The organism is Pseudoxanthomonas sp. JBR18 (assembly GCF_028198165.1).
Lineage (GTDB): Bacteria > Pseudomonadota > Gammaproteobacteria > Xanthomonadales > Xanthomonadaceae > Pseudoxanthomonas_A.
Map to the genome: position 1 here is coordinate 1,139,345 of NZ_CP116339.1, position 21,462 is coordinate 1,160,806.

The 21,462-nt window shown below is 65.1% G+C and carries 13 protein-coding genes; 3 read left to right on the top strand and 10 right to left on the bottom strand.

Going from position 1 to position 21,462, the window contains the following annotated elements; translation table 11 throughout:
- Positions 1-60: 60 nt before the first annotated feature.
- The 3 genes from PJ250_RS05310 to PJ250_RS05320 form a co-directional block, all read right to left on the bottom strand.
- Positions 61-1,122: a glycosyl hydrolase family 18 protein gene (locus tag PJ250_RS05310; protein ID WP_271648539.1), complete on the bottom strand. Its 1,062-nt coding sequence runs from the start codon at positions 1,120-1,122 to the stop codon at positions 61-63.
- Positions 1,119-2,714 carry an alpha-L-fucosidase gene (locus tag PJ250_RS05315; RefSeq protein WP_271648541.1) on the bottom strand — a complete coding sequence of 532 codons (1,596 nt, stop codon included), beginning with the start codon at positions 2,712-2,714 and terminating at the stop codon, positions 1,119-1,121. Before PJ250_RS05315 ends, PJ250_RS05310 begins: the two co-directional genes overlap by 4 nt.
- A gap of 297 nt (positions 2,715-3,011) precedes the next feature.
- On the bottom strand, positions 3,012-5,639 hold the full coding sequence (locus tag PJ250_RS05320) for a TonB-dependent receptor (RefSeq protein WP_271647511.1): 2,628 nt from the start codon (positions 5,637-5,639) through the stop codon (positions 3,012-3,014).
- A gap of 566 nt (positions 5,640-6,205) precedes the next feature.
- On the opposite strand from PJ250_RS05320, the gene PJ250_RS05325 reads away from it, so the two are divergent.
- A complete protein-coding gene (locus PJ250_RS05325; RefSeq protein ID WP_271647512.1) occupies positions 6,206-7,231 on the top strand; it encodes a glucokinase in 1,026 nt (341 codons plus the stop codon).
- A gap of 268 nt (positions 7,232-7,499) precedes the next feature.
- On the opposite strand, the gene PJ250_RS05330 is transcribed toward PJ250_RS05325, so the two are convergent.
- The 7 genes from PJ250_RS05330 to PJ250_RS05360 form a co-directional block, all read right to left on the bottom strand.
- A complete protein-coding gene (locus tag PJ250_RS05330) occupies positions 7,500-10,016 on the bottom strand; it encodes a TonB-dependent receptor (RefSeq protein WP_333909519.1) in 2,517 nt (838 codons plus the stop codon).
- Between the two features lie 581 nt (positions 10,017-10,597).
- A complete protein-coding gene (locus PJ250_RS05335) occupies positions 10,598-11,677 on the bottom strand; it encodes an acyltransferase family protein (protein WP_271647514.1) in 1,080 nt (359 codons plus the stop codon).
- Between the two features lie 4 nt (positions 11,678-11,681).
- Positions 11,682-12,833 (bottom strand): N-acetylglucosamine-6-phosphate deacetylase, encoded by a 1,152-nt coding sequence (nagA, locus tag PJ250_RS05340; RefSeq protein WP_271647515.1) that lies wholly within the window; start codon positions 12,831-12,833, stop codon positions 11,682-11,684.
- A complete protein-coding gene (locus PJ250_RS05345) occupies positions 12,830-13,882 on the bottom strand; it encodes an SIS domain-containing protein (RefSeq protein WP_271647516.1) in 1,053 nt (350 codons plus the stop codon). The genes nagA and PJ250_RS05345 overlap by 4 nt, the downstream gene beginning before the upstream one ends.
- Positions 13,879-14,946, bottom strand: a complete 1,068-nt coding sequence (locus PJ250_RS05350; RefSeq protein ID WP_271647517.1) for a LacI family DNA-binding transcriptional regulator — start codon at positions 14,944-14,946, stop codon at positions 13,879-13,881. The genes PJ250_RS05345 and PJ250_RS05350 overlap by 4 nt, the downstream gene beginning before the upstream one ends.
- A 31-nt stretch (positions 14,947-14,977) precedes the next feature.
- Positions 14,978-16,255 (bottom strand): sugar MFS transporter, encoded by a 1,278-nt coding sequence (locus PJ250_RS05355; protein WP_271647519.1) that lies wholly within the window; start codon positions 16,253-16,255, stop codon positions 14,978-14,980.
- Positions 16,256-16,338: 83 nt separating this feature from the next.
- On the bottom strand, positions 16,339-17,061 hold the full coding sequence (locus tag PJ250_RS05360; RefSeq protein WP_271648542.1) for a GntR family transcriptional regulator: 723 nt from the start codon (positions 17,059-17,061) through the stop codon (positions 16,339-16,341).
- Between the two features lie 379 nt (positions 17,062-17,440).
- Between PJ250_RS05360 and PJ250_RS05365 the strand changes: the two genes are divergently transcribed.
- Positions 17,441-18,427 (top strand): glucokinase, encoded by a 987-nt coding sequence (locus tag PJ250_RS05365; RefSeq protein WP_271647520.1) that lies wholly within the window; start codon positions 17,441-17,443, stop codon positions 18,425-18,427.
- A gap of 143 nt (positions 18,428-18,570) precedes the next feature.
- Entirely contained in the window at positions 18,571-21,360 is a 2,790-nt protein-coding gene (locus PJ250_RS05370) for a TonB-dependent receptor (protein ID WP_271647522.1), read from the top strand.
- The last annotated feature ends 102 nt before the right edge of the window (positions 21,361-21,462 follow it).

Below are 21,462 nucleotides of genomic sequence, written 5' to 3' on the forward strand. Positions count from 1 at the left end.
AGCTCCAATAAAAAAAGCGGCGCCCGGGACCAGAGGCCACAGGCGCCGTCACCACACAGTTTACGGATGCACGACCGGCAGCAGGTCCCACACCTTCGGATCCTCGGCGCCCAGCACCCAGCTGCTGAAGCCTTGCAGGTCGTATTGCTTGACCAGCGCATAGCGGGCCTGGAACGACTTGGCGTCCGGCATGAAGACCCACTCGCGCATGTCGTCGCGGTAGAAGTAGTACCAGCTCTCCTGCTCGCGCGCGTCCCACTGCACATCGACGTGCTGCTCGATGGCCAGCGGCATGGACTCATCGAAGTCGATGTAGGTGCCCATGATGTTGGAGGCCTCGGTGCCGTCTTCCTTCACCGGGTTGCCGGTGTACCAGCGGTAACCGTAGGTGGCGATGCCCAGCGACAGCTTCTCCTTGGGGATCTGCGTGAGCGCGTAGTCCAGGTGCATCTTCATCCATGGCATGCCGTCGACCGGCCCGGGCGTGGTCCAGCGGGTGTGCTGGTCGTAGGTCATCAGGCTGACCAGGTCGGTGGCCTTGGCCAGCCCGGCCAGGTCGTAGGCCCCGCGCCAGTATTCCCACATCCACTTGGAGAACTGACCGCGGCCCGAACGCCCCGGTGCGTTGGGCACCACCGCCACCGAGAGCTTCATGCCGGCCTTGTGCAGGGCATCGGCGGCCTGGCGCGCCATCAGGGTGAAGGCATCGCGGTCGGTCCAGGCGATGTTCTCGAAATCGAACTGGAACCCGTAGTAGCCGTTGTCGCGACCGGCCTGGACCATCGAGGCGATCATCCGCGCCTTGGCGTCCTCGTCGTGCAGCAGCTGGTGGAAGCCCGCGCGCGTGGTGGTCATCGAGATGATCGGCATCACCGGCACCTGATGCTTGCGGGCGATGGCGTACACGTAGTCGTTGGGCGCGCCGTTGACCAGGCCACGCTGGTCCACGCCGTACCAGGTGGGCACCAGCATGTCGATCTTGTCCACATGGGCGACGAAGGCGTTGACCGACTTCTGGGTCTCCATCAGGTAGAACAGCGCACTGGGCGTGGCGGCGGAGGCGAACGGAGCGGCCAGCGTGCACAGCAGCGCGAGCCAGAGCGAGGAGAGGATCTTCATCAGGGCGTGGAGGGACTCGTTGGGGTGGTCAGGTCGATGCGGAACACATAGGCGTGCGCGCCCACGGGCTTGGCCGGCAGGTGCAGCAGCAGCCCATCGGCGCGCTGCTCGAAGGCGATCTTGCGGCGGTCGCCCAGCAGGGTCACCGCGCGCACGCCATCGGCGGCGCTCAGCGAATGGATCAACGCCCGGCCGTCTTCCGGCCACGCCATCTCGATCGCGTACAGGTGGCCGTCGTGGGTGGTGAAGCGGAAGTCCTGCGCGGTGTAGGGCTTGGTCTTGGTGTCGTTGAACGTACCGCCTTCCACCTCGGTCGGGCCTTCGCCATAGACGCGCCACGGGCGGCTGCCGTAGATCGCCTCGCCATTGGTCTTCAGCCACGCCCCGATGGCCAGCAGGATTTCGCGCGCCGGGTCGGGAATGGTGCCATCGGCGCGCGGCCCGATGTTGAGCAGCAGGTTGCCGTTCTTGGACACCACGTCGGCCAGCATGTGGATCAGGAACGTCGGGCTCTTGTAGGTGTCGTGCTCGATGTAGCCCCACGAGGCGTTGCTGATCGAGGTATCGGTCTGCCAGGTCGTGGGATGGATGCCGGTGAGCTGACCACGCTCGATGTCCAGCGTGCCGGCGCCGGGCGGGAACGCGCCCAGCTTGTAGTCCACCACCGCGCCGCCGCGCGAAGCCGCGCTGTTGTAGTAGTAGGACAGCATGGTCGGCAGCGTCGCGCGGAAGGTCGGGTGCGCGATCCACCAGTCGAAATAGATCAGGTCGGGGTGATAGCGATCGATCAGCTCGGTCGTGCGCGCCAGCCAGTCCTCGCGGAAGGCCTGCGACACCGGCGTCCAGTCGTAGGCCACCTCGCCATCATCCTTGCCGGCCTCCAGCTGACGCAGCTGCGCCGGCCCGTACAGGCCCGCATAGCGCGGATCGTTGACGTCCGAGTCGAAGTGGCGGCCCCCATCGAAGAACCAGTCGTGCTCGGCCCGGTGCGAAGACAGACCGAAATGCAGGCCCTGCGCGCGGATCGCGGTAGACAGCTCACCGAGCAGGTCGCGCCGCGGCCCCATCTTGACCGCCGTCCAGTCCGACAGGTGCGAGTCGTACAGGGCGAAGCCGTCGTGATGCTCGGCCACCGGCACCACATAGCGCGCGCCGGCCTGCTTGAACAGCGCTGCCCAGGCATCCGGATCGAAGCGCTCGGCCTTGAACTGCGGGATCAGGTCCTTGTAGCCGAACTGCGCCTGCGGTCCGTAGGTGTCGATGTGATGCGTGTAGTCCTTGTCACCCTGCAGGTACATGTTGCGCGAGTACCACTCGCTGCCGAAGGCAGGCACCGAGAACACGCCCCAGTGGACGAAGATCCCGAACTTGGCGTCCTGGTACCAGGTGGGCGTGGTGTAGCCGCGCAGCGAAGCCCAGTCCGGGCGGAACGGGCCGGTGCGGGCGCCGGTCTCGGCCTCTTGCACCAAACGCTGGCGCTCGGGTGCGTACTTGGAGGTGGCCTGCTGCCACTGGGCATCGAAATCCTCGGGTGTCAGCCTGTCGGCCGTGGCCGCCGTCTGCGACGCAGGTTGCGCGGCCGAGGCCGAGGCCATCGCCAGGGCGGACGCCAGCGCGAGCGCGCACCGTGCCGTCCTATCGATCGTGCCGGAGGGGCCGGATCGATCCACGCGGGTCAGGAAGCGGTTGGTCATGGCTGCACTCCTCTTGCAGGCCCCCGCCGGCCTTGGCCCGGCGCGAGCCGTGGATGGGGGAAACACGCCGGCTCATGGCTTCATACCATCGCCGGCTTGCACCCGGTCGGGCTCCACAGGTCACTGCCCTTGAAACTTTGAATCCATCAGCAAAAAAAGGCGCGCCACCGGGGGGAGGGTCCGGTGGCGCGCCGCACATCAGAACTTGAAGTTGAGCTGCGCCTGGAAGCCGCGACCGCTCTTGTACATGCCGATGGGCGCGTACTTGACCTCGTTGTACCAGTAGTAGGTGGAATCCAGCAGGTTGGTGGCGCTGAAGCTGACCCCCATCCAGTCGTTGATCTGGTAGGAACCGGTCAGGTCCAGCTGCTTGTACTCGTCGGTGAAGACCTGCGAATTCAGTCGGCCCACCTGGGTGAAGTACTTGGAGCGGTAGCTGTAGTTCACGCGCGCGGTGAACGGGCCATGCTCCCAGTACGGGATCACGTTGTAGGTGTTGCGCGACAGGTAGGGCAGGTTCAAGCCGGTGCTGGCATCGGCTTCGGCGTAGGTGTAATTGGCCTGCAGACCGAATCCGTAGCCGTAGGCCTGCTGGTAGTTCAGCGAAGCACCCTTGACCTTGGCGCCGGAGGCGTTGATCGGGCGGGTCACGGTATAGGGCTGGTCGACGATGTTGTAGGCCGGATCGCTGAGCACTTCCGTCGTCGTGGTGGTGACGATGTAGGAACTGATATCGCGGTAGAACACCTCGGCCGACAGCATGCTGGACGGAGCGAAGTACCACTCGGCGGCCAGGTCGTAGTTGGTGGACTGATACGGATCCAGGTCCGGGTTGCCGCCGCTGGCGGTCAGGTCGCCGGTGGAGCTATTGAGCGAGAACGAACCGGCCAGGTCGCTGTAGCGCGGGCGAGCGATCACCTTGGCCGCGGAGAAGCGCACCACCTTGTCCTCGTCCAGGTCATAAGCAAGGTTGAAGCTCGGCAGCGGCTTGTAGTAGTGCTTGTTGCTCTGCAGGAGGGTGTAAGTGCTGCCGCCGTCGTTGGTCTGGTAATACTGCGACTTGTCCTTGGTATCGGCGTACCGCAGGCCGAGGTTGCCGCGCCAGCCGCCCGACTCGAAGTTCAGCTGGGCGTACAGGTCGTTGGTGATTTCCTTGACGTCGTAGATCTGGCCGTATTTGGTCGTCATCGCCCCTTGCGGCAATCCGCGCAGGTAGGACAGCACCGAGTTGAGATTGGCCGTGGGCCAGTTGGCCAGGTCCGAGCTGGCATGCAGGCCGTCATACAGACCGCCGGGCGTGGTGCCTGGATTGAATTCGGTCAGCAGGACGTCCTGATCGGCAAAGATCGAGCTGCCGCGCGAGTCCTGACCATTGTCGTGATTGATGTACTTGTAGCCGAACTGCAGCTTGTTCAGCGGACCCCAGTCGAGATCGCGCGCTGCGTCGAACTGGAAGTACCTCTCCTTGTCTTCGGTGGTGGTGTATTCCACGCCACCGGCCTGTTGGCCACTCTTCAAGCCCCAGTTCGACGCGCTGTTGTCGTCGTATGTCACCCCGGTGCTGGTCCCGTCGTAGTTGAAGTTATAGCCACCGTTCTGCAGCAGGAACTTCATCAGGTACTCGGGGTTCTTGCCGCCGGTGGCCTTGGTGGTACCCACCTGCGAAGTGAACACCCACTTGTCGCCGTACCAGTCATGGCGCAGGTTCAAGCTCTTGGTCTTGACTTCGCTTTCGCGGTAGTTGGTATCCAGCTGCGCGTAGGGCTGGTTGCCGTTGCCGGCGCCGTCGGTCACGGTCGCGGCCGTCACGTAGCCGTTGTTGACGGTCAGGTCGGTGATCTTGTCCTGGTCACCGCAGCCCGGGCAGACATAACGCGACTCACTGAAATTGTTGTACTTGCCCTTGATGTACACGCCAGTGAGGTTGAATTCGTTCTGGTCGTTGGGCTTCCACTGCAGCGCGCCCTGCAGACCGTCACGCTGGCGGGTCTGCTGGAAGTAGGAGCTGTTGATGCCGACCGGGATCTTGGCCGTCGCGACATCGCTGCCGTCGCCGGACACGTTGGCGGTCGGCGAAATGCCCGCACCGGTGTTGTAGCCGAAGAACTCGACACCCGCACGCGAGATGTCCTGCTTGTCGTGGGTCACCGAGAGCAAGGCACCGAAGGTGTCGTCGTCGGTCTTCCAGCTCCACAACGCCGAGCCGCGCGGATTGCCTTCCTCGGAGCGGTCGTTGTAGTTGTAGCCCAGCGAGCCGCGAATGGTGTTCTTCGGCAGGTCCAGCGGCTTGCGGGTGTGCACGATGACGGTGCCGCCGATCGAGCCTTCGTCGATGCGCGCTTCCGGGGTCTTGTAGACCTCCATCAGGCCGATGATCTCAGGCGAGAGCAAGGTGTAGTTGAAAGTGCGGCCGCTGGTGTCGGTGGGGTTTCCACCCCAGTCGCCGGAGGCGATGGTCTGGCCATTGAGCAGCACCCGGTTCAGCGCCGGATCGGTGCCGTTGATGCTGACCTTCTCGCCCTCGCCGAACTGGCGATCCACGCTGATGCCAGGCAGATGCGACAACGACTCGGCGGCATTGGTGTCGGGGAACTTGCCGATGTCCTCGGCGCTGATCGCGTCGACGATGGAATTGGCGGCACGCTTGACCAACTGGCTCTTTTCCAGCGAAGCGCGGTAGCCGGTGACGGTGATCGTGTCGACATTGACCACCTCACCAGACTGATTCTTGTTGTCGTCCTGCTGCTGCGGAGACGCCATCGCGACTCCGGAGAAATACAACGCTGCGGCGATACTGACCGCCAACTTGCTGGTAGGGCTATGCATGGCTCAACCTGTCTGGCTAGAACATGAAATTCGGATTCATAGGCGCTATCGGGCCGCCATCGAGTCCGGGCTGATCGATCGGATAAGCACCTCCCGGCAGGGCGCGTTCAACGCCGCACCGTTTGGTGACGCATTGCAATAAGCATGGCTCGGCTCAAGCACAGCCAAGCGTGGCACTCCATCGCTGCCGGCGATCCCACGCCACGCAGCGCCCCACATGGGCCTTCTAAGGCTTTGCGCTGCCCGGCCCCCGGAGCGACGCCAACCGCCAGACCGCTGTCACATTTCTGCACTTGACATCGATCTGACTCGAGTCTGTCGCAGAGTTGACAGCGTTGTCAACACTGATTTCACATATAACCGTACGGCGCGCCGCTTTGAGCACATTGTGCTCAATTCCGCGCTTTCATTCGATTGAAATTACTTTTTTAGTTTTGGCCGTTTCGCGAAATTGGCTGACCTGGTAAGCGATACTTCCCCGCCGTCCAGACATCCTTGACAACGTTGTCTAAGGCACTTGAAACTCGAAACTCGGCGTGTCTTGTTCCGCCGCTACAGGAGCTCCCGTGTCAGCACGCCACCCGATCCATGCGGCCGCAATGGCACGTGGAGAATGCTTTCTATCTGCCGATGTCGGCGGCACGCATGCCCGTATCGGGCTGATCCAGCCCAGTCCGGCCAACGGCCAGCTGCAGGTGCTGGCCTATAGCAAATATCGATGCGCCGACCATTCAGGGCTGGACGAGATCCTGGCGCTGTTCCTGCACGAAGCGGGCCGCCCGCGTGTGCACCGCGGCGTGATCGCCAGCGCCGGCCATGCGCTGGACGACGGCCGGCTGATTGCCAGCAATCTGCCGTGGCCCCTGATTCCCGAGCAGATGCGCCACAACCTTGCGTTGCAGTCGCTGCATCTGGTCAATGACTTCGAAGCGGTGGCCTATGCGACCCCACGAATGCCCGCCAGCGAAGTGCTGCACCTGTGCGGTCCGCGCAATGCCCAGAAGGACGGTCCGGCCCTGGTGATTGGCCCGGGCACCGGACTTGGCGCAGCGGTCTGCATCCCGAGCGCGCAAGGCGAGGTCGTGCTGGCCACCGAAGCCGGCCAGGCCACGCTCGCGGCGATCACCGACACCGAGCAGGCCGTCGTGCGCGAGTTGCGCCGTCAGCATGCGCACGTCTCCATTGAGCGCGTGATTTCAGGACCGGGCCTGCTGACGCTCTACCGCACCCTCTGCACGCTGCATGCGGCCACCGCCCGCTGCCAGACCCCGTCCGACGTCACCACGGCGGCCTTGGATCACAGCGACCCGCTCGCCCATGAAGCACTCTCGGTCTTCGCTGGCCTGCTGGGCAGCGTCCTGGGCGACATGGCGCTGATGTACGGCATCCACCGCGGCATCTACCTGGCGGGCGGCTTCCTGCCGCAGATCGGCGCCTTCATCGCCGCAAGCACGTTCCAGGAACGCTTGCTGGATCGGGGCGGCATGCGTCCGGCCTTGGAGGCGATTCCGGTCAAGGTGATCGAGCACGGCCAGTTGGGCGTCCTTGGCGCGGCGACCTGGCTGCTGCGCCACCACGGGGCGCATCACTGACGCCAGCCGGTCGCATCGCACCACCGGCGCTCATCAACATACAAGTGCGCGGCGCCACTGGCGGCAGCCTCGCGCGCGCATGCGCGCATCAGCGCCGCTGAGCCGACCGCGACGGACTCCGGCGCCACTGGCGCCAGTTCCCAAGACGATTTGCTCCTTGCCAGCCATCGGCCAGCACACGGCGCAAGCGCATGCAGGAATGCGCGTTGCGGCCACCGGCTTCGGCCGCAACGCCATCGCTCCCTGCCGGTGGCGAGCGGCCAGCCTCCTACAGCTTGAAGTTGAAGCTCAGCATGAACGCGCGCCCGTTCTTGTAGAGGTAGTAAGGATGATCCTTGCTGCCGATGTAGCTGTAATAGGTTTCATCCAGCAGGTTGGTCGCGTCCACCGACATGCGCAGGCGGTCATTGATCTGGTACCCCACCGATGCATCGAGCTGGGTGAAGGCATCGGTCATCTGCTGGCCGTTCAAGCGACCGATCTGGGTGAAGTACTCCGAACGCCAGCCCAGGTTGACGCGCGCGCTCCACTTGTCCCGCTCGTAGTAGGGGCTCAGGTTGTACGAGTTGCGCGAGTTGTAAGGCAGGCTGTAGTCGCTGTCGGTCTGGGCATCGGAGTAGGTGTAGTTGGCCACCAGGCCAAAGCCCAGCCCGAAATCATGCTGGAAGGCCACCGCCACGCCCTTGACCTTCGCCTTGCCGGCATTGGTCGGCACCGAGGTCAGGTAGGTACTCGCGCCACCGGTGGTGTTGTTGTAGTACACCCGGTCCTCGACGGTGGTGAGCACGTAGTCGGAGATGTCACGGTAGAACAGCTGGGCACTGAGCAGGCTACTGGGGGTGAAATACCATTCCAGCGAGGCCCCATAGTTGTCCGACTGGTAAGGCTTGAGGTTGGGATTGCCGCTGGAGGCGGTCAGCGTGGTGTCGTCGGTGGCCACGTACGGGGTCATGTTGGTATAGCGCGGACGCGCGATGACCTTGGCTGCGGCAAACCGCGCGATCAGCGCGTCACTGAGATCGTAGGCAATGTTGAACGACGGCAGCCATTTGCCATAACTGGTCTGGGCCGACACCGGCGAATAGCCACCGCCGGGGGCATAGCTGTAGCCGCTGGTCGCATCCGAAGTGTGGACGTAGCGCGCACCGAGATTGCCGGTGTAACCGTCCCCGCCAAAGTTGCCCTGGATGTACCAGGCCCGGTTCTTCTCCTCGATGTCGTAGGAACCGCTGTAGCTGAAGTCCAGCGCGTCGGCGCCGGGCAGCGCATCGCTGTAAGCGCTGATGGCGCCACTGTTGATGGTCGCCCAGTGCTGCATGTCGTCACTGGCCGAAATGCCACTGAGGAATCCGGATGGGGTATTGCCACTGGAGAAACCGGACAGCGTGGTCCCGTCATCGATGGTCCAGGTCGTACTGGATGAGGTCTGCCCGGTATCGTGATTGGTGGCCTTGATGCCAGTGAGGATCTTGTTGAACGGCCCCCACTCCACGTTGCGGTCGAAATCGGCCTGCAGGTACTTTTCGCGGTCGTGCTGGGGACTGTGGCTGATCGAAGCGGTGTGCAACGCCATGTGCGATGGATCGGTGGGATCGCGGACGTAGTCAATGGAGGTATGCCGATGGTCGATGTCATAGCTGTAGCCGCCCAGGGAAGCGAACTGCATGCCATAGATCCGGCCCGCGCCCCCTTGTGAGCCGGTATAGCCCACCTGGGCCGAGGCATTCCATCCATCACCGTGCCAATCCGCGCGCAGGTTGGCGCTGCCGGTCTCCACCTCGGTGCGGCGCAGGTAGCCATCCAGATAGGTATTGGAGGCATCACCGAAGCTGCCAGAGGTGGCCACCCCGTTTTCGAACCCCAACGCCGTGGCATCGGCTGTGTTCGATCCCCAATACCCGTAGTGACTCTGGTTGTAGTTGTCGAAGGACTCCTTGACGTACAGGCCAGTCAGGTTGAGCTCGAAATCCGTGCTTGGCTGCCACTGCAGCGCAGCGCTGACCCCATCGCGCTTGCGCGTCTGCCGGAACAAGGCGGTATTGAGCGAGGTCGGGAACTGCCCCTGGTTGTCGCCGACCACCGAGGCTGGAAAATTGGCGCCGGCCACGTTGTCGTAGCCGAAGATCTCCACACCGTCGCGCCGCAGCACCTTCTCGGTGTGCATCACCGAACCCAGCACGCCAAAGGTCTCGTCCCGGTTCTTCCAGCTGTAGAGCACCGAGGCGTTGGGCTTGCCCTCCTCGGAACGGTCGTTGTAGCCGTAGCTGAGCGTGCCGCTGAGCGCATTGCGCTCCAGATCCAGCGGCTTGCGCGTGTGGACGATCACCGTGCCGCCAATGGAGCCTTCATCGATCCGCGCCTCCGGGGTTTTGTAGACCTCCATCAGGCCAACCACCTCCGGCGCCAGCACGCTGTAGTTGAAGGAGCGGCTGTCCGGGTCGTTTGGATCGCCGCCCCAACTGGTGGACGCCAGGGTCTGGCCGTTGAGCAGGACGCGGTTCAGTGCCGGGTCGGTCCCCAGGATGCTGACTTTTTCTCCCTCGCCGAACTGGCGATCGACGGTGACCCCGGACAGATGGGACAGCGACTCGGCCACGTTGGTATCAGGGAACTTGCCGATGTCCTCGGCACTGATGGCATCGATGATCGCGTTGGCGTTGCGCTTGACGTTCAGTGCCTTGCCCAGGCTGGCGCGATAGCCCGACACCTTGACCGTGTCGACCTCCACCACGCCGTCGTCGGCCTGCTTGGGCGGTTCCTGCTGCGGCTCGGCAGCCAGGGCCATGTTCGAGAAAGACAGGGCGGCGGTGATGCTCAGGGCTAACGGCGTGATTCGGCGCTGCATGGGGGCTCAACCTCGATCGGGGATGGGACGTTTCAAAATCCGTGTCTGCGCAGCCGTGATGCGGCGGCGAGCTTCAATCAGGCAACACGCCAGCCTTCCAGCACGCATGCAGAAGTGTTCTGGCTTGGGAATTGGAGGGTCGAACACGCCGCACGATTGAGGAGGCGGCAGGCGCAATGAGCGCTTCGGCGGCCAACCCGGCGAAGCCCTCGTTAATGCGATCAGGGGCGGGCCAACGCCTTTGGCTGCGTAACGCGCATGCAATCTGAAGGGTGTAATGGAGAATGCCGGTGCGGCTTGAGTCTCGGATGTCGCTGACAACCTTGTCAACCATGCAAACGCCTTGATTCGCAGCATTTGGTGCGAAAGCGTGACAAGCATCCGAGCGCATGTCCGGGTCGGAAATGGCGCCAGCACAGACAGCCAGATGCACGACATTTTGGCGCGCCATCAGGGACCGAGCAGGCCAAGACCATGCCTCTCCAAGTCTCGCCCGCAGCGTCGCGCAGCCCGCCCTGCCTTCAGGCCTTGATCAACACCACCCCAGCGCGCTCCATGGTCTTTGCCAGGCCCCACCAAAGCCCGGTGAATGCCATCGCAAAAGCCAGCGAGGCCAGCTCTGGTTCTGCGCCTGGACTCCACCACTGTGCAAAGCCGACGCGATAGATCGCACTCCCGGCGCCGGTCGCGTCGAGCAGGATCGCCATCACCGCGGCGCCCACGTAGACGGTGAGGGCATGGCGTCCGAGCGAACGCCCCAGCGCGGGCCAGCCGCGCACGTCGATCAACATGTGGAACAGCCATAGCAGCGCCATGGCCCAGCCGGCCGTCCACAGGACGAACGAGGGCGTCCACAGGTTCTTGTTCCAGGGCACCACTGCCGCCCATAGCCAGCCCACCAGCAGGCAGCCCAGGGCACCGGGCAGCAGCCGGTGCGCACGCCCTCGACGCAGCCAGCCACCCGCATGCAGGCCGATCAGGGTGGTGGCGATCGCCGGCAGCGTGCTGAGCAGGCCTTCGGGATCGTGGCCGCGCCCGGTCGCAGAATCAAATTCGTATACCAGCGGCCCAAGCAGCGCGGTATCCACACGACTGGCCAGATTGGTCCACGGAGCGAACCCGCCGGTCAATGCCAGCAATGCCCAGTAGCCCAGCAACAGGGCCACGATCAGCGCGCCTTGTACCCGCGCACGGGGCCGGGTGGCGAGCAGGCCGACCACCAAGAAACACAGGCCGATGCGCTGCAGGACGCCCCAGGGCCTCAGATGGGGCTTGTCCAGCAACCACCAGCCCAGCAGATTGATCGCCAGCCCAATGCCGATGATCTTGCCCGCACGAATCCACAGCTCGCGCCGCAGCGGCGCCGGGTCGGCACCGGCCTCCACGCGGGGGACGATGCCCAGGGCGATGGAGACCCCGACGATGAAAAGAAAGAACGGGAAGACCAGGTCGGTCGGCGTGCAGCCGTCCCATTGCGAATGCAGCAACGGCGCGTAGACATGCGCCCAGTCGCCCGGGTCGTTAACCAACAGCATGGCCGCGACGGTCAGGCCACGCAGGGCATCGACCGAAGCGAAGCGACGAAGAGAGGGAACAGCCATGGCATCAGCCGGCGGACGTTTCCCCGCCGATCCAGGTTTCGATAACCTGCACATTATCGTCCAGCGCCACCAGGTCGGCACGCAGGCACGGTGCGATGCGGCCACGCTCGTGATCCACGCCGAGGAACTGCGCGGGATACAGCGCGGCCATGCGCAGGGCTTCGTCCAGTGGCAGGCCGACCAGCTGCACCGTGTTGCGCACCGCCGTGGCCATGTCCAGCGCCGATCCGGCCAGCGAGCCGGCCGCGTTGCGCACCACGCCATCCACCGCGGTGATCGTTTCGCCGTACAGGTCGAAGGCGGGGCTGTCGGCGCCCACCATCGGCATCGCATCGGTGACCAGGAACACCTTGCCGCGCGGCTTGGCGGCCAGCGCCACGCGCAGCGATCCAGGATGCACGTGGACCCCATCGGCGATGACGCCGCACCAGCTGCCGGCATCCTCCAGCGCCGCGCCCACCGCGCCGGGCTCGCGCCCCTGCAGCGGCGACATGGCGTTGAACAGATGGGTGAAACCGCGCACGCCGGCGTCCAGCCCGGCACGGATCTGCTCGTAGGTGCCCGCGGTGTGTCCGGCGACCACCAGCGCGCCTTGCGCGATGAAGGCGCGCAGGGTCTCCACCGGCACCTGCTCGGGCGCCAGAGTGACCAGGGTGACGCCGTTGTCCAGCGCCGTGGCCATGGCGACCTCGTCCGCATCGGGCACGCGGAAGGTGCCCGCGTCATGGGTGCCCTTGCGCGCCGGCGCCAGGTACGGGCCTTCCAGGTGCACGCCGATGACACCGTCCACGCCTTGCGCGATGGCCTGGCGCGTGGCCTGGACCGCTTGCGCCATGACCTCGGCACGGTCACTGATCAGGGTCGGGAGGAAGCCGGTGGTGCCGAAGCGACGATGCGCGCGGCCGATGCTGTCGATCGCGCCGGGCGTGGGATCGTTGTTGAACAGCACCCCGCCGCCGCCGTTGACCTGGCAGTCGATGAAGCCCGGCGCCAGGGTCGCTCCGCCCAGGTCGAGCACGGTGTCGGCCTGGCGCCGCGCTTCGGCGGAGGACATGACCGCGACGATGCGGCCGGCATCGACGACAACGCCACCGTCGGCGATGAAGCCCGTGTCGGACAGGACGCGGGCGTTGACCAGGGCAAAGCGCAGGCTCATACGGTTTCGGTGACCTTGTTCAAATGGGGCGGCACGTCGGGATTGTGCCCGCGCGCCAGGGCCAGCGCGTTGATGGCCTTGTAGAAGCTCTGGATGGTCAGCAGCGGCGCGCAGGCCGGATGCGGGGCCGCCACCAGCGGCAGGTCCCCCTGCCCCGAGGCCACCCACACCTGCGCGCCCCGGCCGCGGAACTCCTCGGCCAGCGCCAGCATGCCGGCCTCGGTGCCGTCGGGCTGGGCGAAGCACAGCACCGGGAAACCCGGGCCCACCAGCGCCATCGGCCCATGCTTGACCTCGGCCGAGCTGTAGGCCTCGGCGTGCAGGCCACAGGTTTCCTTGAATTTCAGCGCGGCCTCCTGGGCGGCGCCCAGACCCAGGCCACGGCCAAGCACGAACAGGTTGTGCGCGCCGACCAGACCTTCGCTCAGGCCCGACCAGTCTGCATCCCAGGCCTGGCGCAGCGCACCAGGCAGCGCGTCGAGCGCGGCCAGCAGCTTCTCGTCCTGCGACCAGTGCGCCACCAACTGCAGCAGCGCGGCCAGCGAGGCCAGGTAGCTCTTGGTCGCGGCGACGGAAGTCTCCGGACCGGCGCACAACGGCAGCACCACGTCGGCCAACTGCGCCAGTGGCGAGTCCTCGACATTGACCAGCGCCACCACGCGCGCGCCGGCAACCCTGGCCGCCTCGGCATTGCGCAGCAGGTCAGGGCTCTTGCCCGATTGGGAGATGGCGATGAACAGCGCGCCGGACAGCTTGAGGGGCGAACCGTAGACCGACCCGATCGAGGGCGAGGCCGAGGCCGTCATCACCCCGACCTGGGTCTCGATCAGGTACTTGCCGAAGGTCGCGGCGTGGTCGGAGCTGCCACGCGCGCAGGTGGCCACGAACGGCGGCGGCGACTGGCGCAGCGATTCGGCCAGTGCCACCACGGTGTCGTGGTTGCGCGCGAACTGCGCGGCGACTACCTCGGCGGTGGAGGCGGCCTCGTTGTACATCAGGGTCTGCGTGGCGGCAGGCAGCGCCGCGGCGGAAGTCGGGGATGAGCTCATGGAGTCGATGTCTTGGGTTCGGCGCGGGTCGGTCGCATCGGCGCGGTGGAGCCACGCACCACCAGCTGCGGGGTGAAGCCCTGGTTGTGCATGGCGATGGGGGATTCTTCGTAAGCGTCCTGGCGTAGACGCGCGATCAACAGGCGCGCGGCGTGCTTGGCGATGTCCTCGGTCGCCTGCTTGGCCGTGGTCAGGGGCGGCCAGGACTGCTTGGAGAACGGGCTGTCCTCGAAGCCGGCGATGGACAGGTCGTAGGGCACGTTGAGTCCCATCGACTTGGCTGCGGCCAGCACGCCGGCGGCGATCTCGTCGTTGGAACCGAAGATCGCGGTGGGTGGCTCGCGCAGGGCCAGCAGGCGACGTGCACCACGAAAGCCATCGTCGAAAGTGAAGTCGCCCGGCACCACCAGGTGCTTGTCCAGGGTGATGCCGTAGTCCTTCAGCGCCTGCTCGTAGCCGGCATAGCGCTCGGTGCTGGAACGGTGGGCCAAGCCGCCCATAAGGAAACCGATCCGCTGGTGGCCGAGCTGGATCAGGTGCTCGGTGATCTCGTAGGCCGCATCACGATCGTCCACGTACACGCACGGCGGGCCATCGCCCGGATCCTCGGTGGCGGCGATGATCCGCACCAGCGGCACGTTGCGCGCGGCCAGCGCGGCGATCAGCTCGGGACGTTCGGACATCGGCGCGGTCAGCACCAGGCCGGCCAGGCGCGAGCGCTGGACGAACTCGGCCAGCTCCTCGGCCAGCAGCGGCGAGGTGGAATCGCAGGGCTGGATCTGCAGGCCGAAGCCGGTTTCGCGGCATGCGGCCAGCACGCCGTTCTGCACGCCGATGATGTGATACGGATTGGGGTTGTCGTAGACCAGCCCGATCACGAAGGGCGTGCCGCTGCGCAAGTTGCGCGCGGAAGGGTCCGGCTCGTAGTCCAGCTCGGCGATGGCGCGCAGCACCCGGGCGCGGGTGCCCTGCATGACCGAAGGTTCGTTGTTGATGACGCGCGAAACGGTCTTGAGCGACACCTTGGCCCGCTCGGCAACGTCCTTGATGGTGGGTCTGCGCATGGTCGGTTCTGCCTTGTGTGCCAGATGCGCCTCAGCGCGCGGCCGGCCCCTGGCCGACGCGATGACCGCGCACGGCAAAGAACAGGATGTACAGGTAGCAGGGCACCGCCAGACCGGCGAAGACCCACTGGAAATCGAAGTGCTGCTTGAGGATCGCGAAGCTCTGCGAAAGCACCGCGCCACCGGCGATGCCCATCACCAGCAGCGCCGAGCCGGTCTCGGTGAAGCGTCCCAGGCCCTTGATCGCCAGCGGAAAGATCGCCGGCCACATCATCGCGTTGGCGAAGCCCAGCGCGGCCACAAAGCCCACCGACACATAGCCGTGGGTGAACAGCGCGCCCAGCGCGAACAGCACCCCGAGCACCGCGGAGATGGCCAGGTAAGCCTGCTGCGAGAGCATCCGTGGGATGGCCACCAGACCGACCAGGTAACCGAGCAGCATCGCGCCGAGGGTGAAGGAGGTGAAGAACTTGGTCTGGTCCAGCGGCAGCCCGAAGCCATTGCCGTAGGTGCCGATCGCATCGCCGGCCAGCACTTCCACGCCGACGTAGACGAACAGGCACAGCACGCCCAGCCACAGATGCGGGAACTGGAAGATGCTCGCGCGCGCCGCACCGCCGGCGGCCGTGGACTCGGCGTTGGCGTCGCTGCCCTTCAGCTCCGGCAGCGGCGAGAACAGGATCACCACCGCCACCACGACCAGCACGCCGGCCATCACCAGGTAGGGCCCATGGATCTTGGCGGCGAAAGCGGTCAACAACTGCTCCTTGGTGGCCGGATCAGCCGCGGCCACCTGCGCGGACAGGTCGCCGATGCCATGCAGCACCACCGAACCGATCACGATGGGGGCCAGGATGCCGGCGATCTTGTTGCACAGGCCCATGGCTGCGATCCGACGCGCGGCGGTTTCGATCGGGCCCAGGATGCTCACGTAGGGATTGACCGCCGTCTGCAACAGCGCCAGGCCGCCACCGATCACGAACAGCCCCGACAGCGCGCCGGCGTACCAGCGCTGGGTGGAGAACTGGCCGAACATCGCCGCTCCCACCGCCATCACCACCAGGCTCAGGGCCAGGCCCTTCTTCATCCCGGTCATCTTCAGCGCGGCCGCCGCCGGCAAGGCCAGCACGAAGTATGAAATGTAGAAGACGAACACCACGAAGAAGGCCTTGACCTCGTCCAGGTCAAAGGCCAGGCGCACGAAGGTGATCAGCGGCCCGTTGATCCAGGTGAAGAAGCCGATGATGAAAAACAGCAGACCGGTGACGGCGAGCGAGCTGGCGAAGCTTTTGGGCTGGTCGGGCGACATGGGACGTGCAACTCCGGGCTGAGGCGTCGGTGGAAGGAACACCCGCTGACCGGCTTGATGCCGATGCGCGGACATCGGTCTGGCTAGCGCCGCAACTCGGCGACGAAATCGTAGAAATCGTTGTGACAATAGGTATTGCTGAGCTCGATCGCCGCGCCGTCGCGCGCATACCCCACGCGCACCACGTGCAGGATCGCATCGCCAGTGCTCATGCCCAGGTGTCCGGCCATGCGCGCACTGAGATTGACCGCGCGGAAATACTGCAGCGCGCGCACCACCGGCGTGCCGTGCGCGTCGAGCCAGGCGTAGAGCGAATCACCGACATCGTCGGGATCGGGCAGGACGCGCTGCGGGATCACCGAATGTTCGTAAGCCATCACCCGCTCATCGGCGCGACGCAGACGCGTGATCGAAGACACCGGCGTCTCCGGGGACAGGCCCAGGCGCAGGATTTCCTCGCCATGGGCCGGACGCACGCGCCGCTCCAACCACTGGCTGCTGGGCTGGTAGCCCTTCATGCGCAGGGTTTCGCTGAAGCTGGCCAGGCCCGTCAGCGGATGGGTGATTTGCGAGGTGACGAAGGTGCCCGCGCCTTGCCGACGGGTCACCAGGCCCTGTTCGACCAAGGCATCCATCGCTTGGCGCAAGGTCACCCGCGAAACCCGCAACTGCTCGCACAGCACGCGCTCGGCCGGCAGCGCCTCGCCAACCTTCCAGGCCCCGTCACGGATCGTCTCGCCGAGCTGCGCGGTCAACTGCAGATACAACGGCGTGGGCGCGTCGGCATTGAGCACGATCGCCGACAGCCGCGGTTCCAAGACGGACGTGCGACGGGTCATGACCGCGCGCCGGGCGTGAGTGGGCTCAAATTCATTGGGTCCAATTTAAAACCAATTTTTCTGACGACTGCAAGCGCCGGAAGATGGCAGGGCCATCGCATGCGGGTCGCCGCGCTCCAAGTCCAAGGGCTCCGACGCAATCGCTGCTCCCGTTTGGTATCGACCGCTGACGATCGTGCTGCGCTGCCGCAATGCCACGGAGTTAAAAAAATATTGCGACACCTGTTGACATCGTTGTCATCACCGGCGGAGACTCGATCCATCGGCGCCGGGGAGCTAGGCGCGTCGGCCATCCGTCGGGGAGCGCTGTTCGCATGAAGGATCAGGACATCCAGGGGGCACAGCCTTGAGCACCAGCGCGCCCTTCATCGCGGCGGACGTGGGCGGCACGCATGTGCGCCTGGGTTTGGTACGCCCCACCGGGCGCGACCTGCAGCCGGTGGAGATCCTGAGCTACCGCAAGTACGCCTGCGCCGAGTTCGCCGGGCTGGCCGACATCATTGGCAACTTTCTCGACGGCCTGGACGGCCAGCGCGTGCAGCGCGGCGTCATCGCCAGCGCCGGATTCCCCCTGGAAGACGGCACGGTCATCACCGCCAACCTGCCCTGGCGCCTGTCCCCCCGGGAAATCCAGGGTGCCCTGGGCCTGGATGACCTGCGCCTGGTCAACGATTTCGAGGCGGTGGCCTATGCCGCGGCCTTGGTCGGCGACCAGGAGGTCCTGCGCCTGACCGGGCCCGCGCATGTGTCCGAGCGCGGCCCGACCCTGGTGCTCGGCCCTGGCACGGGCCTGGGCGGCGCCGTCTGGATCCCCACGGGCCGCAGCGCCACCGTGCTGGCGACCGAGGCAGGCCAGGCCGCGCTGAGCGTCGGTACCGAACTGGAGATGGCGCTACTGGCGCAGATGCTGAAAAAGCGGCCGCACGTGCCGGTCGAACATGCACTGTCCGGCCCTGGCCTGCTCAACCTGTACCGCACGCTGTGCGAGGTGCGCGGCGCCACGCCTGTGCACGCCGCACCCGACGCGGTCACCGCCGCTGCCGGGGAAGACCCGCTGGCGCGTGAGGCCCTGGACGTGTTCTGCGGACTACTGGGCAGCACCGTGGGCGACATGGCCCTGCTGTACGGCATCACCGGCAGCGTCTATCTGGCCGGCGGCATCCTGCCGCGCATCCGTGAGTTCCTGCTGCAGAGCAGTTTCGTCGAGCGGTTCCTCAACAAGGGACCGATGCGGGCCGCCCTGGAGCGCATACCCGTGCGACTGGTCGAGCACGGGCAGTTGGGCGTCCTGGGCGCCGCCAACTGGTACCTGGGCCAGACCGCACCGCACTGAAGTCTCTCGTACGGCCGCCCGCGGCGTGACGCTGGTCGGGACATTCGGCACCACGCAACACGTTATTTCGACGTTTCACCACATCGACGTACAGGCCTGGCAGCTCACTGCCACAACCCAACACACAGACCGGGGAACGCACCATGACCTGCAAGAAATCCCTTTTGACCGTGGCCATCCTGAGCAGCCTGAGCTTCGCCGCGCAGGCGCAGCAGGCTGACGGCAGCCAGTCCAGCACCGACGCCACCAACCTGGACACCATCACGGTGGTCGGCATCCGCTCCAGCCTGGAGAAATCGCTCAACACCAAGCGCGACGCCTCCTCGCACGTGGAAGCAGTCAGCGCCGAGGACATCGGCAAGCTGCCCGCCAAGAACGTGGCCGACACTCTGCGCGAACTGCCGGGCGTGAGCATCAGCTCGTCCTCGGCCAGCGAAGGCGGCTTCGACGAGGCCGATCGCGTGTCCCTGCGCGGCACCAGCCCCAGCCTGACCCAGACCACGGTCAATGGCCACGGCGTGGGTACCGGCGACTGGTTCGTCCTCAGCCAAGTCCAGACCGTGGGCCGCAGCGTGAGCTATTCGCTATTGCCCTCAGAGATCGTCGATCAGGTGATCGTGCACAAGACCTCCGAGGCCAAGCTGGTCGAAGGCGGCGCGGCCGGTTCGGTGGACATCATCACCCGCAAGCCGCTGAACTTCGACAAGAACTTCACCGGCGAGCTGTCGGTGGGTGCGGTCTACGCCGACCAGCCCGACGACACCAAGCCGCAGATCGACGCGCTGCTGAATTGGAAGAACGATGCAGGCAACTTCGGCGTGCTGTTCCAGCCTTTCTACGAAAAGCGCAGCCTGCGCCGCGACGGCCAGGAAGTGGTTGGTGGCTACGCTGCCGTGCCGGGAACGACTTCCGTGGACATCGATGGAGACGGCATACCCGAAACGATCCCCTCTGCGGTCTCGCAAGCCAATCCGGACTTGGTGGGCATGCTGTACCCAAACGAGATTGGCGCAGTGCTGTTCGAGCAGCAGCGTGAGCGCAAGGGCGCCACCGTCGATATCCAGTTCAAGGCCAGCGACACGCTGGAGTTCAACCTCAACGGCTTCTACAGCAAGCTCAAGGCCGACAACTACAACCGCAACTACATGATGTGGGCCAGCCACGCACTGGGGAATGGCGCAACGTTCTCGAACGCCACCGTGAAGAACGGCGTCATTACATCCGGCACGCTCAATGGCGATGGCATCGCGAATGTCTATAACGGGACCACTTACGCCAACGACGGCGCCTACGGCATCTACGACATGATCTCGCGCCCCGGCGCCAGCTCGCAGACCAACTACATCACCCTGGATGCCGACTGGCAGGCCACCGATGCGCTGGGCTTCAAGTTCCAGGCCGGCACCAGCGAGGGCATCGGCAAGAGCCCCACCCAGAACGTGATTGAAACCGGTACCCAGTACGGCTCGGGCGCCAGCTGGGCGATGAACGGCATTGGCAACGTGATCGACTGGTCGATGGGTGATGACTACGGCAATCCCGCCTCGTCCATCCCGTCGGCCGGCTGGATCTTTGGCGGCCAGGACATCGAGGTCAAGGACAAAGAGGACTGGTTCTCGGCCGATGGTGAGTACGCCTGGACCGAGGGGACGCTGGCCTCGCTGGACTTTGGCGTGCGCTACACCGACCACGATCGTCACAACGACTATGAGATCGCCCAAGGCCCGAATTGGTCCAGCAACTGGACCGACCCCTCGGCTTATCCAACCAGCACCGGACAATATCCCGGCGACTTCGGCAACGATCTTGGCGGGAACACCCCGTCGGGCATCTGGTACTACACGCCCGAGCAGTTGGCCGCGCTTAATGCCGAGTTTGCCAACCGCAACTATCCCGAGCGCTTCTACTTCTCCGACGTATACGGGGTGAAGGAGAAGAACGCCGCGGCCTACATCCAAGCCAATTTCCAGAGTGATCGCTGGAGCGGCAACATCGGTGTGCGCTACGTGCACACCAGCGGCGACATCCGCTACAACCAGGCCCTGGCGTTGAATTCCGGCCTGCCCGGCGCGGTCGTGGGCTCGGCCTTCGGTGACTACCTGCCGGTCAAGGTGAAGAACAACTACGGCAAGTTCCTGCCCAGTGCCAATATCAAGTTCGACCTGACCGACGACCTGGTCCTGCGCGGCGCCGCCTCGCAGACCCTGACCCGGCCGGACTACTCGGCGCTGGCCGGCTCGCTGTCGCTGGACGACCTGACCCACACCGGCAGTGGCGGCAACCCCGAACTCAAGCCGCTGGTGTCCAGCAATGCAGATGTCTCGCTGGAGTGGTACTTCATGCCGCGTGGTCTGCTGGCTGCCAGCGCGTTTTATATGAAAATGAAGGACTATGTGGACGTGGGCGGCTCCACGGTCATCCAGTACAAGGACCAGCAGGCCAGCTTCGATCAGGGTACCGACGTGTACTCGAACTACACCGTCACCGTGCCGGTCAACACCGACGCGACGGTCAAGGGCATCGAGCTGACCTACCAGCAGCCGATCGGCGAGTGGTTCGGCGTCAACGCCAACTACACCTATACCGATGGCGACACCGATACAGAAACGCCGATGTTCGGCACCTCGAAGAACACCTACAACATCGCCGGGTACTTCGAGAACGATGCCTTCAGCGCCCGCGTGTCCTACAGCTACCGTGACAAGTTCTACGCCGGCGCCAGCCGCGCCACGCCGTTCTATCAGGATGACTTCGGCGTGCTGTCTGCTTCGCTGGGATACAAGATCAACGACCATCTGTCCGTGTCGCTGGACGGACTGAACCTCAACAACCCCAAGTACAAGTATTACACCGACACCTCGGCCGGCTTCCTGCCGTATTCGATCTACTCTAACGGTCGCCAGTACTACCTCAACCTGCGCGCGAAGTTCTGATCGGCGCCAACTTGTTGCATGCTTGCCCCCAGGCGGGCCCGGACTTGTCCGGGCCCGCCTGCGTTTTTGCCACGACCGGCACCGCCCCCCCGGCGATACCGG

What these genes read in the sequence shown, in the direction of transcription:
- PJ250_RS05315 (WP_271648541.1), bottom strand. Translation starts at nt 2,714, where the DNA reads ATGGCCTCGGCCTCGGCCGCGCAACCTGCGTCGCAGACGGCGGCCACG.
- PJ250_RS05320 (WP_271647511.1), bottom strand. Translation starts at nt 5,639, where the DNA reads ATGCATAGCCCTACCAGCAAGTTGGCGGTCAGTATCGCCGCAGCGTTG.
- PJ250_RS05330 (WP_333909519.1), bottom strand. Translation starts at nt 10,016, where the DNA reads ATGGCCCTGGCTGCCGAGCCGCAGCAGGAACCGCCCAAGCAGGCCGAC.
- PJ250_RS05335 (WP_271647514.1), bottom strand. Translation starts at nt 11,677, where the DNA reads ATGGCTGTTCCCTCTCTTCGTCGCTTCGCTTCGGTCGATGCCCTGCGT.
- nagA (WP_271647515.1), bottom strand. Translation starts at nt 12,833, where the DNA reads ATGAGCCTGCGCTTTGCCCTGGTCAACGCCCGCGTCCTGTCCGACACG.
- PJ250_RS05345 (WP_271647516.1), bottom strand. Translation starts at nt 13,882, where the DNA reads ATGAGCTCATCCCCGACTTCCGCCGCGGCGCTGCCTGCCGCCACGCAG.
- PJ250_RS05350 (WP_271647517.1), bottom strand. Translation starts at nt 14,946, where the DNA reads ATGCGCAGACCCACCATCAAGGACGTTGCCGAGCGGGCCAAGGTGTCG.
- PJ250_RS05355 (WP_271647519.1), bottom strand. Translation starts at nt 16,255, where the DNA reads ATGTCGCCCGACCAGCCCAAAAGCTTCGCCAGCTCGCTCGCCGTCACC.
- PJ250_RS05370 (WP_271647522.1), top strand. Translation starts at nt 18,571, where the DNA reads ATGACCTGCAAGAAATCCCTTTTGACCGTGGCCATCCTGAGCAGCCTG.